Source organism: Mycobacterium pseudoshottsii JCM 15466 (assembly GCF_003584745.1).
In the GTDB taxonomy this organism is placed as follows: domain Bacteria; phylum Actinomycetota; class Actinomycetes; order Mycobacteriales; family Mycobacteriaceae; genus Mycobacterium; species Mycobacterium marinum.
This window is the reverse complement of sequence record NZ_AP018410.1, coordinates 911,598-927,159: the sequence shown is the minus strand read 5'-3', so window position 1 is coordinate 927,159 and position 15,562 is coordinate 911,598. Positions and strand designations below refer to the sequence as shown.

15 protein-coding genes are annotated in these 15,562 nt (G+C 65.6%); 5 read left to right on the top strand and 10 right to left on the bottom strand.

Annotation, left to right across the window (positions count from 1 at the left end):
* Positions 1-7: 7 nt before the first annotated feature.
* The 5 genes from MPSD_RS04205 to MPSD_RS04185 form a co-directional block, all read right to left on the bottom strand.
* A complete protein-coding gene (locus MPSD_RS04205; RefSeq protein WP_036426950.1) occupies positions 8-1,501 on the bottom strand; it encodes a neutral zinc metallopeptidase in 1,494 nt (497 codons plus the stop codon).
* 112 nt (positions 1,502-1,613) lie between these two features.
* Positions 1,614-3,086: a M28 family peptidase gene (locus tag MPSD_RS04200; RefSeq protein ID WP_020788782.1), complete on the bottom strand. Its 1,473-nt coding sequence runs from the start codon at positions 3,084-3,086 to the stop codon at positions 1,614-1,616.
* Positions 3,083-4,612, bottom strand: coding sequence for a M28 family metallopeptidase (locus tag MPSD_RS04195; protein ID WP_086085184.1), 1,530 nt, complete (start codon positions 4,610-4,612; stop codon positions 3,083-3,085). The genes MPSD_RS04200 and MPSD_RS04195 overlap by 4 nt, the downstream gene beginning before the upstream one ends.
* A 132-nt stretch (positions 4,613-4,744) precedes the next feature.
* Positions 4,745-5,170, bottom strand: coding sequence for a DUF2752 domain-containing protein (locus tag MPSD_RS04190; RefSeq protein WP_020788784.1), 426 nt, complete (start codon positions 5,168-5,170; stop codon positions 4,745-4,747).
* 14 nt (positions 5,171-5,184) lie between these two features.
* The gene (locus MPSD_RS04185; RefSeq protein ID WP_012392672.1) at positions 5,185-5,517 is read right to left on the bottom strand and encodes a CD225/dispanin family protein; all 333 of its coding nucleotides are present in this window, start codon (positions 5,515-5,517) and stop codon (positions 5,185-5,187) included.
* 498 nt (positions 5,518-6,015) lie between these two features.
* Between MPSD_RS04185 and MPSD_RS04180 the strand changes: the two genes are divergently transcribed.
* Entirely contained in the window at positions 6,016-6,540 is a 525-nt protein-coding gene (locus MPSD_RS04180; RefSeq protein WP_020788785.1) for a hypothetical protein, read from the top strand.
* Positions 6,541-6,542: 2 nt separating this feature from the next.
* On the opposite strand, the gene MPSD_RS04175 is transcribed toward MPSD_RS04180, so the two are convergent.
* The 4 genes from MPSD_RS04175 to thiO are packed head-to-tail and all read right to left on the bottom strand — an operon-like array spanning position 6,543 to position 9,343.
* Positions 6,543-7,325 carry an SGNH/GDSL hydrolase family protein gene (locus MPSD_RS04175; protein ID WP_161960986.1) on the bottom strand — a complete coding sequence of 261 codons (783 nt, stop codon included), beginning with the start codon at positions 7,323-7,325 and terminating at the stop codon, positions 6,543-6,545.
* 17 nt (positions 7,326-7,342) lie between these two features.
* On the bottom strand, positions 7,343-8,137 hold the full coding sequence (gene thiG / locus MPSD_RS04170) for a thiazole synthase (RefSeq protein WP_020788787.1): 795 nt from the start codon (positions 8,135-8,137) through the stop codon (positions 7,343-7,345).
* The gene (thiS, locus tag MPSD_RS04165; protein WP_011740713.1) at positions 8,130-8,327 is read right to left on the bottom strand and encodes a sulfur carrier protein ThiS; all 198 of its coding nucleotides are present in this window, start codon (positions 8,325-8,327) and stop codon (positions 8,130-8,132) included. The genes thiG and thiS overlap by 8 nt, the downstream gene beginning before the upstream one ends.
* Entirely contained in the window at positions 8,324-9,343 is a 1,020-nt protein-coding gene (gene thiO / locus MPSD_RS04160) for a glycine oxidase ThiO (protein WP_086085182.1), read from the bottom strand. Before thiO ends, thiS begins: the two co-directional genes overlap by 4 nt.
* A gap of 161 nt (positions 9,344-9,504) precedes the next feature.
* On the opposite strand from thiO, the gene thiE reads away from it, so the two are divergent.
* Positions 9,505-10,167, top strand: a complete 663-nt coding sequence (thiE, locus tag MPSD_RS04155) for a thiamine phosphate synthase (RefSeq protein WP_012392666.1) — start codon at positions 9,505-9,507, stop codon at positions 10,165-10,167.
* Here thiE and MPSD_RS04150 read toward each other — a convergent pair.
* On the bottom strand, positions 10,139-10,762 hold the full coding sequence (locus MPSD_RS04150) for an NUDIX hydrolase (RefSeq protein ID WP_086085181.1): 624 nt from the start codon (positions 10,760-10,762) through the stop codon (positions 10,139-10,141). The two genes, thiE and MPSD_RS04150, sit on opposite strands and share 29 nt — an antisense overlap.
* A 151-nt stretch (positions 10,763-10,913) precedes the next feature.
* On the opposite strand from MPSD_RS04150, the gene glnX reads away from it, so the two are divergent.
* From glnX to MPSD_RS04135, 3 genes are read left to right on the top strand one after another with little or no spacing between them, the layout of a single operon-like run.
* Positions 10,914-12,233 carry a protein kinase G-activating protein GlnX gene (glnX, locus tag MPSD_RS04145; RefSeq protein WP_020788789.1) on the top strand — a complete coding sequence of 440 codons (1,320 nt, stop codon included), beginning with the start codon at positions 10,914-10,916 and terminating at the stop codon, positions 12,231-12,233.
* Positions 12,233-13,219 (top strand): glutamate ABC transporter substrate-binding protein, encoded by a 987-nt coding sequence (locus MPSD_RS04140; protein ID WP_036426954.1) that lies wholly within the window; start codon positions 12,233-12,235, stop codon positions 13,217-13,219. Before glnX ends, MPSD_RS04140 begins: the two co-directional genes overlap by 1 nt.
* On the top strand, positions 13,219-15,522 hold the full coding sequence (locus tag MPSD_RS04135) for a serine/threonine-protein kinase PknG (protein WP_020788791.1): 2,304 nt from the start codon (positions 13,219-13,221) through the stop codon (positions 15,520-15,522). Before MPSD_RS04140 ends, MPSD_RS04135 begins: the two co-directional genes overlap by 1 nt.
* The last annotated feature ends 40 nt before the right edge of the window (positions 15,523-15,562 follow it).

Here is a 15,562-nt window from a genome sequence, read left to right as displayed (position 1 = left end):
CGAAGCGTTATCCCGGATACCGGGAGTAGCACGCCTCCATGTCGCCACTGACTCCGGCACGGAACGCGGCGATCCGGGTGAACCCGGCCGGCACGCTGATTCCGTCGGCATCACTGGCGACCATGCGGTTGGTAAGCAGCCCTGAAACCGCTTCGTCGAGGTCCCCGACGGTGAGGACGAGTTGCTGCCCGGACGGCAACTCGATGGGCTCGGCCATCTCGCGGTGCACGACTCCGGTCAGGCACGCGGTCCGCAGCGCAGTCCACGGGCTCTGCATCGGCAGATCACGTTGATGCTGCACTGACAGCGCGTATCGCGACATCACGATGGACAGTGCGGTGTCGTCGCCTTGCGGCAGGCTGTGCTGTTTGGAGTCGGCGACCTTGCCGATCGCGGCCAGGGCGGGCAGGTCGACCGTAATGGTGTTGGTAGCCGGGCAATAGGACGCCGGTGGGCTGGGTTTCGCGTCCGGACAACCGGCCTGCTGATAGGACAACGTCGGCGGATCCGTCGGCGAGAAGATCTTGCCCAGCAGCTCCATCAGCGTGGTCAAGGTGTCCTGATTGATCGGTACCTCACCGGTCTCCGGGTTCCCGCTGCTGTCCACCCGCAAGCCGGTCGGCAGATCTCCGCGGCGTCGCACGATCTCCGACTCGTTGATCGCCGCACAGGCGGGGGTGCCGCTGAGAAAGCCCATCTGAAACGCGCTGACCCGGTCCAGCGCCGACCCATGCTCGTCGTCGTTTTGCTCATCGGTATCCATCACCGGGTCCCGCGTCGTGATGATCCCGGCGAGCACGTGGTCAAGCCCGTCCGCGGTGCTCAACCGGAACCGGGGCGACTTACCTTCGGCCACCCAGTACAGATAGACGCCCGCGAAGCAGTCCGCCTGCTGCTCACGGACGATGGTGGGGTCGCGCCTGGTGACCAGCTTGGCCATCACCTGCAGGGCATGCCCAAACTCATGCGCCAGCACGCCAGTCACCGAGATCTCACCGAAATACTCCTGCGCCACCGGCATGAAGACGCCGCGGTCCCAGGCGATCATGTTGCAGCGGGAGGTGAAGAAGGCGTTGACCAGCTCGTAGGTGTCGTTGTGGCAGACAATCGGGCTGTTGGGGTCGTTGGAGTCGTAGGACACCAGTTTGCTGACCGGCCTGAACGTGCCCTGCAGGGGCTCGTAGTTGGTTTTCCAGTAGTCCTGGATGTCGTTGACCGACAGTAGCGAGAGCTTGTCGATCGGGCCGTTGTTGGTATTGATCACCGTGCCGGTAGGCGGGGGTCCATCCGGCCGAGGGCCGCTAGGCCCGTTGGTCGCGGGTAGACCCCCGACCCGGAACGGATCGTTGAGGATCGACAGCGCACGTCCGTCGACGATCGTGGTACAGCCAGCCACCACCAACAGTGCTGTCAGGAAGGCCGTGGCCGCCCACAGCGAGGCGATCAGCCCGCTGTGGCGCGACCGACGCACACCAAGCCATTTCCGCCCGCGATTATCCATTCGACCAACCCCGTCCCACACTGGTCTGCACGGCAGCAACAAAGGAAATTATCCTAGTTCGGTTGCCCTGCGGTTACCGTCGGAATGCGCCGACGAGCGATGTCGGCCATCATCACGACACTCGCGCGCGGTGGCGCTTGTCGTGCGGGGTGACGCCGTTGACACCCCTGATGGACTCCGCATACGCCCCCACCGCGAACGCCACTCCCGAGCCCATGACCTCCAATGCCTGTCTGTTGATGTTGTCGATGGTGTCGCCGACGCTCAGATACTCGGGATCGAACGCGACACCGGCCTGTCCACCCCAAAGCCTGGCCTGCACAGTAGTTTTCGTCTGCGAGGCGCCGGTGGTCATGCCCCCGATCGGCACCCCCGCCACCAGAAACGGGTGGTAGTCGGACCTGATACTCAGCGGCATGTCCGCTGGGCGCTTTCCCGCCAGGTTCAAATACCCGGCCAACGTCCGCTCAATGGCCGCTGAGCCTTCCGGCACATCTGCCGATCTCACGCCGGTCCCGGGCAGACCGGACTGATCACCGTCATCGGTGAAATAGCCGGCGTTGGGGGATCCAAGCATGTCGAAGTTCAAATACAACGCGATGCTGTTGAGCTGTTCGCTATCCATTCCGAAGACGTAGTCCATGGCGCCATTGATCCCGTCCCCCCAGAAAGCGAACCGCACCGCATTGGTCACCGGCGGCAGCGGACCCAACTGCAACGCCGTTTCCAGCACAGCGGCCACCCCGGAACCCGCGGAGTTGATCCCCGGACTTCCCGGCGGGCTGTCCAGGCGCGCGCCGACCATGACCACCTCATCCGGCGTGCCGGTTTTGGTTTGTGCCAGCACATTCCGGGACTTGATCTGGATGTTCTCGGTATCGAGCACCAGCCGGATCGGCGCGTTGGTGCGGGCCAGGGCTGCGGCGCCGCTGACGCCGACCACCGCGACCGGCACCTTGAGTTGGTTGTAGTAACCGGGACCGAACAGGTTGGCCGAGCTTCCCCGATCCGGTGCCGCACTGATCACGATCAGCCCGGCAGCGCCCTTGGCCACCGCACTGTTGTGCTTATCGACCACCGAACACCCCGTATCGTCGACCACGGCGATCGCGTTGTCGGGCAGCGCTGGCGGGTAGTCGGCCACGGCGCAACCGTCTGACCGGCTGGGCCGGACCGGCGGTCCGGCCAGCCCGCCCGGTGGCGTCTGGACCAGCAGCGAGGCCTGGTCCACCGAATAGCTGCGGCCGGCGACCGTCAGTGTCGGTTTCCCCTCCGACACGGTGTACAACCGTTGGAATTCCGGGGTGGTTACCTCAAATCCTTTGGCCTTTAACGCTTTCACCACGTAGTCGAGGCTTGCGTCGTAACCCGGTGTCCCCGTTGCCCGATTTCCGCCGTTTGAGTCGGCGACTGTCTGCAGCGCCCGCAGATGCGCAAACATGCCGTCGCCGGTGACCTTTGCCGCCAGGTCACGACTGAGGTCCGGCGCCGCGGTCGGGGGTAGTGATTTAGGCGCCGCGCATCCCGCCAACGCACAAGCCAGTACCAGTGTCGCGCCGAAACGCTGCACCGTTGCCCGGATCATGGTTTGGCGAGCACGTGGCGGGTACGGTCCCCGATGACTGGAACGCCGTTTCGGCCGGTCAGGTCTTGCGCGTACAAACCCACGGCGTAGGCCACGCCGCCTCCCTGGATGCCCAGCGACGTGCGGTCGATGTGGTCGATGGTGTCGGATTTCTGGTGATAGTTGGGATCGAAGGGCTCATCGGCGGTGCCGCCCCACAGCTTTGCCTGTTCCTCGGTCATTTTGACCTCAGCACCGGAAAACAGGCCGCCCGAGGGGATCCCCGCCAAGGTGAATCCGTCGTAGTCGGAACGACCGTTAAACGAGGTGTCCTGCGCGATCTTGCCGGACAACCTGAGATAGGAGACCAGAGTGCGCTCGATTCCCGCCGAACCTTCGGGCACCACCGGCTGGCCGCGCTCATCCAGCGGTAGCGACTGATCACCGTCATAGGTGAAATATCCGGGATTGGGCGAGGCCAGCATGTCGAAGTTCAGATACAGCGCAATGTTCTTGAGCTCATCGAGGTCCAGGGACTGGACGTAGTTGCGCGATCCAATCAGGCCCAGCTCCTCGGCGCCCCAGAACGCAACGCGAACAGCGTTGTGCACGTGTGGCGAATTACCCAGCTGTACCGCGGTTTCCAATACCGCAGCCACGCCCGAACCGTTGTCGTTGATGCCTGGCCCCTGCGGCACGCTGTCCAGATGCGCACCCGCCATCACGGCATCGCTGGTAGACCCCGTCTTGGTCTGAGCAATGACGTTGCGGGCCTTGAAGCTCTGACTGCTCGCCGTGAGCTTGATCGTCGCGGGCCCGGACTTGCCGCGCAGCTGCAGCCCCACCGACTTGGTGACACTCACTACCGGGATCTTGACGTCGGTGTTCACCCCCAAGGTGCCGCCCATCATCTGCTCGTCGACATTGTCGGCGATGATCAGTGCAACGGCGCCGCGCTGCGCGGCGGCGTCTTCTTTCTGAGCGAACTGACACTCGCCGCGGTCCACCAGTACCACCGCGCCTTTGACCGGCAGGTTGTCGTAGTCGGAGGGAGTGCAACCCGGGCTGTCATCCGACGGCGCGAGCAGCAACGGCCCGGTTACCCCGTCCGGCGGGGTGCCGAGACTGTACTCCAGCGCGTGCGCCTCCGCAGTCATCCCGCCGACGTCCACCGATCCCTTTTCGGAATGGAACACCCGGGCCGAAAACTCGGGCGTCTGCACGTCAAAACCACTGTTGCGCAGGATGTTGACCACATAGTCGACACTGGCCTCATAGCCAGGCGTGCCCACCGCCCGCGTGCCGTTGTTCGCGTCGGCGATCTCCTGCAACTTGGCCAGGTGCCCCATCATGGCCTCGGTGGTCACCCGATTGCGTAACGCCTCGGCGAACTCGGCTGCGGCGGGGTTGCTGATAGCAGGCTGCGGTTGTGTCTGCGTCTGCGTCTGCGTCTGCGTCTGCGTCGACCAGCGAACGCAACCCACCACAAGGAAAGCAACAACAGCCACGGCAACCATCGCCGGCATGGTCCGTGATTTTTTCACCATCGCGCCCAGATTAGACCGCATCGGATGCGCTTCGCCGCTTGACCGGCCGCCGGACCGGGGCGTGAACCCTTCCCTATTGCGAAAGCCGCACCCGCACAAGCGGATACGGCTTTCGTGGCGTACCAAATCAAATCAGACGAACAGCGCGTTGAACGGCGCAACCGGTATGTTGCGCACCACGAACCAGACCAGCACCAGCGACAACGTCACTGGTGCTGCCCAGCGACTGCGTTGCCAACCGCCTATTCGCCGGCCAACCAAACGACCGTACGTCCAAACCAGGTAGGCCCACACCAAGAGCGCTGTGGCCGCCAGACCAAGCGCGTTGAATCTGGCTGCGGCCAACAGATCGCCGTGCATCAGGCTGTACAGCATTCTCAGGCTGCCGCAGCCCGGGCAGTCAATTCCCAGTAGTGCCTTGGTGGGACACACCGGTAGTGGGCCGTGCGGAGTGGTTGGATCCCCCACCCAGATGGCGGCGCACACCAATGTCGTGGACGCCGCCACCGACAGCGGCGCGCCCAGACTCAGCCGGACCGCCCCTTGGTGGGTCACCATGAACTCAACCCTGCTTAGAACATCCCCGCCGCGAGCATCGCAGCGTTCGACGTCCCCGCGTTCAGCGCGCCCACGGCCATCAGGATGCCGTAGATGACGAACACGATGATCCCGGCGATCGCCGACCACATGGTGAACTTCTTGGCAGAGTCAGCAGCCGCTTGGGCCTCCGCGTAACGCCCTTGCGCCCACAAGCCACTCACCTGCGTGGACTTGACGATCGCAACGATCCCGAGGGGAAGACAGCAGAACAACGTCACCAGAATGGACCAGACCAAATAGTTGTCGGGTTGCTGCCCGGCAGGCGGCTGCTGCGGCGGGTATCCGGGCGGTGGTGGCTGTGTCATGGATTCTCCAGATCAAGAGAAGTTAGCTGACGTAAAGCGGTGCTTACCATACCGGAGTGACCGTCTCGATGGCAGCAACTACGAGCAAATTGTGCGGCCACGCATCTGCGGTCCAAGCACCCATGCACTCGTCGAAATTTTCGGCCCCGCTTGGCCGCCGCGCCGGAGCCTGAACCAGGCCCGTTCGGCCGAGCCTCGACGCCGGTTTCGCCGCCCCGGAGTATCCACTAAATAGACTGCTCCCCTTGTTATTTCAGCGAGACATCAGCTCGCGCCGGGGCTCGCCTGGAGGTACCTCGAAACAGTCGCGAATACGAGCGCGTGCACCGCGTATCACTATCGATTCCAAGACAGACAATTGCTATCGGAACATGTTGCATGGTCACATCGTCATGCCGCCAATTGCCGGAAAGGGTCTGTTTTCCCATGTGCAACACAAATAAACTCCTGGGTGCCAGCGTGAATCCGCCTCGCCCCGACGACCCGAAGGAGTCATGGATGACTCACCTCACCACCGTGCTGCGCGCCGCCACGACTGCCGCACTGATGGGAAGCTTCGCCTACCTAGGTATTGGCATCGGTACCGCAAGCGCAGAATCCGCCAACGGCAACCCGGCCGATGTGGACACGCTTGCCGAGTCATTGTCGAAGGGCTACGACCTCACCAATTGCGCCCCCCAACCCATCAACCCAGGCGAGCTGGCCGAACTCGTGTGCGACCAGAGCGCCGACTCCGCCGGACCCGCTGAGGCCAGGTACATCCTGTTTGCCAACACCGACGCCATGAACGGCAAGTTCAAAGCGGGTCTCAACGACGAGACACTGACCTCCTGTGGGGAGAGCCAGTCACCCACCACCTGGCACCAGGGCACCTCCGGGACAGCTGGACAGGTGGCCTGCGGCACCCACGACGGTGCGGCCGAGATCATCTGGACCACCGATGCCAAAAACGTTCTCAGCGACATACGTGGCGCCAATACCGACGTGCCCTCGCTCTACCGGTGGTGGCAGAACAACGGCTGACCTCACCGCCCCCACTGCGCTGTGATCGCCCGCGCCACCGCGTGCATCCCGGCCTCGTTAGGGTGAAGTGGCGCAGGCCGGCCCGGCAGCGGGACAACGTATCTCGCGAGTCTCCCGGTTTTTTCCGCCCAGGGTTGCACCGACCACGCGTGATGGTCGCGGCTGGCCGCCGCGGCACGCACGATCTCGCAACCCGTCTCGACGGCGGCCTCGGCGGTGAGTCGCTCCAGCGTTTCGGCGACATGGCGACCAAGCGCCGCGTCGGCCTCGGACAACGGCGGGGCGCCAACTCCCGCCGGCGGCAACAACGTCAGATAGTCGACAAACAGAACCCGGGCACTTGGAGATCGCTTCCGTATCGAACGGCCAACCTCACACAGTGAATCGAATACCGTTGCCAGGGCACGATCCCGGGCGTCACGGTCAAGCAGATCTGCTACCCAGCCGCGAAGCATCGGTAGTCGCCGCGCGAAGTTGGGCAGCGAGGCGACTATCAGCAACGGGATGTAGCCGACGTCGTTGCCCCCGACGGTGACTGTTACCAGGGCTTCCGATCCGTCCAATGCGCAGATCTGGGGCGGCGCCCCCCGCTGGTTGTCGGTCAGCACGGCAGCGGTGGTCGCACCCGAGTAGGTGACGTCGACCAGATCCAGATTCAGTCGTTCGGCCACCAGGTGCGGGTAGTTGCGTGCCGATCGCCCCGATCCCCGAGGCGCGCCCGGTGCGCGCGGGGAGATGCCTGGACCTGCCGCCATCGAACTACCGAGGGCGACATAACGTTTCATCGCCGTGGGGATGGAACTCAATTGCCCGACTCCGCACCGGGTGACTGCGTCGTCACCAGGGTGGGGCTCGACGCCTGGGCCCAGAAGCGCTTCGGTATCCGGCCGGCACGACGCGCCAGGTAGCCGGCGGTGACGGCGGCCGACATCGCCGCGGCCATCGCCGCCGGGTCCGCCGCCCGCGTCACCGCGGTGGCCAACAGCACGGCGTCACAACCCAATTCCATCGCCAGCGCCGCATCACTGGCGGTGCCGATACCCGCATCCAGAACCACGGGAACACCCGCGCTGGCAACGATCATCTCGATGTTGTGCGGGTTGGTGATCCCCAGGCCGGTCCCGATCGGCGATCCCAGCGGCATCACTGCCGCGCAACCGGCGTCTTCCAGGCGACGGGCCAGCACCGGGTCGTCATTGGTGTAGGGCAGCACGACGAAGCCGTCGTCGACCAACTGTTCTGCCGCTCTGACCAATTCAATCGCATCGGGCAACAAGGTGCGTTCGTCGGCGATCACCTCGAGCTTTACCCAATTGGTGGCGAGCGCCTCGCGAGCCAATTGCGCGGTCAGCACCGCCTCGGCCGCGCTGCGGCACCCGGCGGTGTTGGGTAACGGCGTGATCCCGAGCCGGTTGAGCAGGTCGAGCAGTCCGGTGCCGCCCTCGGCGTCAACCCGGCGGATCGCGACGGTGGTGAGTTCGGTACCCGAAGCCACCAGCGCCTCCTGCAGCACCGCCAGATTGCTCGCTCCCCCGGTGCCCATGATGAGCCGCGAAGCAAAGCTGCGGTCGGCGATCGTCAGCTTGGACTCAACCACCTTGCACCGCCGTTACCACCTCGAGTCGATCACCTTCGGAAAGCTCTGTCGCCCAGTCAGATCGTGGCAGCACCGCCAAGTCCAATGCCACCGCGATGCCCCGATCGGGGAAACCCAACGACTGCAACAACGCTGCCACGGTGGTCTGCTCCTCGACCTCGACACGGCGCTCGTTGACAACGACGATCATGAGTGCGCTCCGATCGGAACAAGCTCGGACACGATCTGCTCGGCGGTCCACGGTGCCAACAGGAATCCCGATCGGCCTAGGCCCGCGGCCACCAGCGTGCGTGCGTCCAGGCGGCCCACGATGGGCAGGTTGTCCGGTGTCATCGGACGCAATCCGGCTGTGCACTCAGCCAACTCGTACTCGCCGAGGGCCGGCATTACCGCACAAGCATCCTCGAGCAGGTCACGCACGCCCGACACCACCGGGGCCAAGTCACGTCCGTGCTCATACTGGGTCGCCCCCACCACCACCCCATCCGCGCGCGGCACCAAATACACCTGGCGCCCGTGTACGCGGGCGCGTACCACCCGCTGCAGCAAAGGCATACAACCCTTTCTCCAACGCAACCGCAGCACCTCACCCTTCACCGGACGAACCGGCAGGCCCGGCCACAAGGCGGGAGCGTCGATGCCATTGGCAATCACCACCGCGTCACCGGTGGCATCGGACAAATCGGCGACCGGCCCCGCCCAGGTGACGCCACGTCGCTCACAGTCGACGGCCAGTGCGTCGAGCAGGACGCGATTATCCACCGCCAGCTCGGTGGTGGCACGGAAGCCGTGCCGGATGCCCTGGGCCAGCAGGGGTTCGACATCGCGGGCGGCCGATTCCCAACTCGCCGGGTGCCCCTGCTCGGACAACCAATCCGCGACGGTGCGCAGGTCAGCGACGTCGGCTCGGTCCACCGCCACCACCAGCGATTCCCGCGCGGTAACCACCTGCGGTGGCAGCCCGTCCAGAAAGCCGCTCTCGTGCCACAGCCGCAGCGACTCCAGCCCGAGCCGCAGCAACCGTTCTTCACCGGGCCAACCCTCGCTGTGCGGGGCAAGCATTCCACCGGCTGCCCAGGAGGCGCCCGGTTCGGCACGGCGATGTACCCGCACGGCCCATCCGGCCTGTGCTGCCCGCCGTGCCACCGACAGGCCAATAACGCCGCCACCAATGACAGCCAGCGACCCCATGGATGGGGATGACATCTACTGCTCCCTTCGCCGGCATGACCCGGATCAGGTGTGACGGTCAGGACAGGCCCGGTTGTACACCGGCTGTGCCCACTCTCAGCCCCGCTGGTTACCCGGGATTCCCGTGTTCTTCAGGGTTGCGCTCCGGTTCTAAGCTAGCGCGCTAACGTCTCGGTATGCACTCCCGACTGGCTACCGCAAGGCTTTATCTGTGCACCGATGCCCGCCGTGAGCGCGGTGACCTGGCTGATTTCGCTGACGCCGCCCTGGCCGGCGGTGTCGACATCATCCAGCTGCGCGACAAAGGTTCGGCCGGTGAACAGCGGTTTGGCCCCCTCGAAGCGCGTGACGAGCTCGCCGCCTGCGAGATCCTGGCCGACGCGGCCGCTCGACACGCAGCCATGTTCGCGGTCAACGACCGCGCCGATATCGCCCGCGCGGCGCGCGCCGACGTGCTGCACCTCGGTCAGCGTGACCTTCCGGTCGACGTGGCACGCGCAATCACCGGACCGGCCACGCTGATCGGCCAATCCACTCATGACCGCGACCAGGTTTCCGCGGCCGCGATCGGGGCGGTCGACTATTTCTGCGTCGGGCCCTGCTGGCCCACCCCGACCAAGCCGGGCCGCACGGCGCCGGGCCTGGACTTGGTCCGTTTCGCCGCCGACGTCGCCGGCGCCAAACCGTGGTTTGCCATCGGCGGCATCGACGGGGTGCGCCTGCCCGAGGTTCTCGCCGCCGGTGCCCGACGGATCGTGGTGGTGCGGGCGATTACCGCGGCCGACGACCCGCGGGAGGCCGCGGCAAAGCTCAAGTCAGAGCTTCTAGCAGCGATATGACCCGCGGACTCAGCTGCGAGGGCACCTGATCGGCGTCCCCGGGCATGCGCCAGACGAACACGCCCGGCTCAACCTCCACAGTGCGCGGCAGGAGTTCACGACGTTGATCGCCCCGCTCCAGCGGCACGGTCACCGGGGCGCAGCGCAGCCCCTGCCAACTGGCGGCAAATCCGGGATGCAACGGAAAGTCCACCACTTCGGCCTCGGCAACCCAGCGCAGCTCCGCGCTCTCCCGATCGGGGACCGCGTGCAGCAACTCCCGGGTGTCGGCGATCACCGTCGTGTAGGTCCATGCGGTGCCGCTGGGCCTGGCCGTCACCGTCACCGCCCGCACGGTCAGCCGCTCGGCCGGCAGTCGTGCCTCTTCGTGGGCTTCGCGCAGCGCCGTCTGTTCCGGAGTCTCGTGGCTGTCGCGGGCGCCCCCCGGCAAGCCCCAGGTGCCGCCTTGATGGCTCCAGAACGCTCGATGCTGCAACAACACGGCTGCGGTGCCGTCGGGTCGCGGCGCTCGAAGCAGCAGCCCGGCCGAGCCAAATCGGCCCCAGTAGTGCACACCGCTCTCGGAGATGACCCAACCGTCGCCGTCGCCCCGCACGGATCAAGGATAGGCAGGCGGAGGTTCAACGAAGTTCCGGGGAATTTGGGGGCCAAATTTGGTCCGTCGCCACCGGCATCTGTCGGAACATTCTCTTAGAATCCGCTTATACGGTTTCCTGACACGGCCGAAAGACGAGGTCCAAGCAGACGTGACGGTTGAGTTGGCGCACCCGTCGACCGAACCGCTGGGATCGCGGTCACCGGCCGAGCCGGCCCATCCCCGCTGGTGGTTCGTCTCGACGACGCCCGGGCGCATTCTGACGATTGGCATCGTGTTGGCGGCGCTTGGCGTTGCCAGCGCGTTTGCCACCTCGACGACCATCAACCACCGCCAGCAGGTGCTGACCACGGTGCTCGACCACACCGAGCCGCTCTCGTTCGCGGCCGGACGGCTCTACACCACGCTGTCGGTGGCTGACGCCGCGGCGGCCACCGCATTCATCGCACAGGCCGAACCCCGCGCCGTCCGGCTCCGCTACGAACAGGCCATCACCGACGCGTCGGTGGCGGTGACCCGCGCGTCCAGCGGCCTCACCGATGAATCGCTGGTGCAGCTGCTGGGCCGAATCAACGCCGAGTTGTCCGTCTATACCGGACTCGTCGAGATCGCGCGCACCAACAACCGAGCGGGTAACCCGGTCGGGTCCTCGTATCTGTCCGAAGCATCGGGACTGATGCAGTCGACGATCCTGCCCGACGCGCAACAGCTCTACGAGGCGACATCGACGCGAGTGGACAGCGAGACCATCGCGTCCACCCAGATCCCGGCTCCGGTGATCCTCGTCGTTGCCACCACGGTGGCGTTCGGCGCATTCGCGCACCGCTGGCTGGCCCGCCGGACCAGGCGACGAATCAACCCCGGCCTTGTGGTCGGAGCGCTCGGTATTCTCGTCATGGTGGTGTGGGTAGGAACTGCGCTGACACTCTCAACGGCCGCGAGCCGTATCGCTAAAGACACCGCGGCCGAGTCCCTCAAGACGGTCACCAACTTGGCCATCACCGCCCAGCAGGCACGAGCCGATGAAACGCTGTCGCTGATCCGGCGCGGTGATCAAGAGGTCCGCAAGCAATCCTTCTACCAGCGCATCGAGGACATGCATCGCCAGCTCGACGAGTACATGGCCCGCCCCGATGCGGTCGACAAGCCCGACTTACAGGGCGCCGAACAGCTGTTGGTGCGCTGGCAACAGGCCAACGACCGGATCAACTCCTACATCTCGGTCGGCAACTATCGTGCCGCTACCCAGGTGGCACTGGGCGAGAGTGAGGACGATTCCACCCCGGCTTTCGACAAGCTCGACGAAGCGCTGACCAGGGCCATGGATCAAAGCCGCAATCACCTGCGTACCGACGTCCGCAACGCGCGCCGAGGATTGGCCGGCGCCCAAATGGGTGGTGTCGTGCTGAGCTTGAGCGCCGCGATCGCGGTGGCCCTCGGTCTGTGGCCCAGGCTGAAAGAATATCGCTGATGAGGCGCCTGCCCGGACTCCGGAGGGCGGCATCTGCGCTCGCAGTGCTCGCCCTGGTCATCACGCTGGACGGGTGTGGTCACTCCGAGCCGCTGAAAGTCGAGTCGACGCCCACCCTGCCGCTGCCCACCCCGGTCGGCATGGAAGTCATGCCGCCGGAGCCTCCGCTTCCAGCGGACAGCTCCAGCCAGGACTGCGATCCCACCGCCAGCCTGCGCCCCTTTCCCGCCAAAGCCGAGGCCGACGCCGCGGTGGCCGACATCCGCGCGCGGGGACGGCTGATCGTCGGACTCGACATCGGCAGCAACCTGTTCAGTTTCCGCGACCCGATCACCGGCGAGATCACCGGCTTCGACGTCGACATCGCCAGCGAAGTGGCACGCGACATCTTCGGCGGCCCCACCCATGTCGAGTACCGGATCTTGTCGGCGGCCGAACGCATCACCGCGCTGCAGAGCTCCCAGGTCGACGTGGTGGTCAAGACCATGACGATCACTTGCGAGCGGCGCAAGCTGGTGAACTTTTCCACCGTCTACCTCGACGCCAACCAGCGGATTCTGACCTCACGCGACTCGCCGATTTTCAAGGTGTCCGACCTGTCCGGCAAGCGAGTCTGCGTGGCCCGCGGCACCACGTCGTTGCGCCGCATCCGCGAGATCGCACCGCCGCCGGTCATCGTGTCGGTGGTGAACTGGGCTGACTGCCTGGTGGCACTGCAGCAACGCGAGATCGACGCCGTCAGTACCGATGACACGATCCTGGCCGGGCTGGTGGAAGAGGACCCCTACCTGCATATCGTCGGGCCAAACATGGCCAATCAGCCCTACGGCATCGGGATCAATCTGGACAACACCGGACTCGTCCGATTCGTCAATGGCACGCTCGAACGCATCCGCAATGACGGGACCTGGAACACACTCTACCGCAAATGGTTGTCGGTGCTCGGGCCGGCGCCCGCACCGCCCCGGCCTAGGTACGTGGACTGATGGCCGAGGCGGTCAAGAAGGGCCTGCAAGACACGTCGGGAACCGAGAATCCGCGGCCCGCCGAAGACGAACAGGAAGCGGGCCCCGGAACGCCGCCGGCCGACGTGCAGACCGGCGCGGCCGCCTGGAGCCGGCCGATCGGCACCCAGGCACTGTTCCGGCCGAATTTCGACGATGACGACGAAGACGACATCACGCTGGGCACCCTCGATATGCAGCCGCAGGGACCGCTGGCGGCCGCGACGCGAGCGCGGCTACCGGTCCGACGACTCGGCGGCGGCCTCGTCGAGATCCCGAGGGTGCCCGATACCGATCCGCTCAAAGCGCTGATGACCGATCCGGTAGTCCCGGAAGCCAAGCGGTTCTGCTGGAACTGCGGGCGTCCGGTCGGCCGCAGCGACTCGGAGACCAAGGGGGCATCGGAAGGCTGGTGCCCGTATTGCGGCAGCCCGTATTCCTTCTTGCCCCAGCTCAGCCCCGGTGACACCATTGCCGGCCAGTACGAGGTCAAGGGCTGCATCGCGCACGGCGGAATGGGCTGGATATACCTGGCCCTGGACCGCAACGTCAACGACCGGCCAGTCGTGCTCAAAGGCCTGGTGCATTCGGGCGATGCCGAGGCCCAGGCCATCGCAATGGCGGAGCGACAGTTCCTCGCCGAGGTGGTCCACCCGTCGATCGTGCAGATCTTCAACTTCGTCGAGCACACCGACAAGCACGGGGATCCGGTCGGCTACATCGTCATGGAGTACGTCGGCGGGCGGTCGCTCAAACGGCGCAAGGGCGAGAAGCTTCCGGTCTCCGAGGCGATCGCCTATCTCCTGGAAATCCTTCCGGCATTGGCCTACCTGCATGCTCTCGGCCTGGTCTACAACGACTTGAAGCCGGAGAACATCATGCTCACCGAAGAACAGCTCAAGCTCATCGACCTGGGTGCGGTGTCGCGGATCAACTCCTTCGGTTACCTCTATGGCACTCCCGGCTTCCAGGCGCCCGAGATCGTGCGGACCGGCCCCACCGTGGCCACCGACATCTACACGGTGGGGCGCACGCTGGCCGCGCTCACCTTGAACCTGCCTACCCGCAATGGCCGCTACCTCGATGGATTGCCCGACGACGATCCGGTGCTGGCCAGCTACGACTCGTTCGGCCGCCTGCTGCGCCGCGCCATCGACCCGGACCCACGGCGGCGGTTCGCCAGCGCCGAGGAGATGTCCGGGCAGCTGATGGGTGTCTTGCGCGAGGTGGTTGCCCAAGACACCGGGGTCCCCCGCCCCGGCCTGTCGACAGTGTTCAGCCCCAGCCGCTCGACGTTTGGGGTTGACCTGCTGGTCGCGCACACTGACGTATATCAGGACGGTCAGGTGCATTCGGAGAAGCTGACCGCCAAGGAGATCGTGACGGCACTGCAGGTACCGCTGGTCGATCGGACCGACGTCGCGGCCTCCGTCCTGCAGGCGACGGTGCTCTCCCAGCCCGTCCAGACCCTGGACTCACTGCGCGCCGCCCGACACGGCGCGCTGGACTCCGACGGCACCGACCTCTCCGAATCGGTGGAACTGCCGCTGATGGAGGTTCGTGCCCTGCTGGATCTCGGCGACGTCGCCAAGGCCACCCGCAAACTCGACGACCTGTCCGAGCGGGTGGGCTGGCGCTGGCGGCTGGTCTGGTACCGGGCCGTCTCCGAGTTACTCACTGGCGCCTATGACGCCGCGATCAAACACTTCACCGAAGTTCTGGACACCTTCCCGGGTGAACTTGCGCCCAAACTGGCGCTGGCCGCGACCGCCGAACTGGCCGGATACACCGACGGGACCAACTTCTACCAGACCGTGTGGAGCACCAACGACGGCGTCATCTCGGCGGCATTCGGACTGGCCAGAACCCTTTCCGCGCAAGGCGAACGCGCCGGTGCGGTACGCACCCTCGATGAAGTCCCACCTAGCTCGAGGCATTTCACCACGGCGCGGTTGACCAGTGCGGTGACCCTGCTCTCGGGACGGTCGCACGGCGAGATCACCGAAGAACAGATCCGCGACGCCGCACGCAGAGTCGAGGCACTGCCACCTACCGAACCGCGTGTGCTGCAGATCCGCGCCCTGGTACTGGGCGGCGCGATGGACTGGTTGCAGGACAACGAGGCCAGCACCAACCACATCCTTGGCTTTCCCTTCACCGATCACGGGCTCCGGCTGGGCGTGGAGGCCTCGCTGCGCAGCCTGGCCCGCGTCGCCCCCACCCAGCGGCACCGCTACACCCTGGTCGACATGGCCAACAAGGTGCGGCCCACCAGCACGTTCTAGGGTGCGCTCACGCTCTTTACATCGGGTGTGTGTCGGTGGA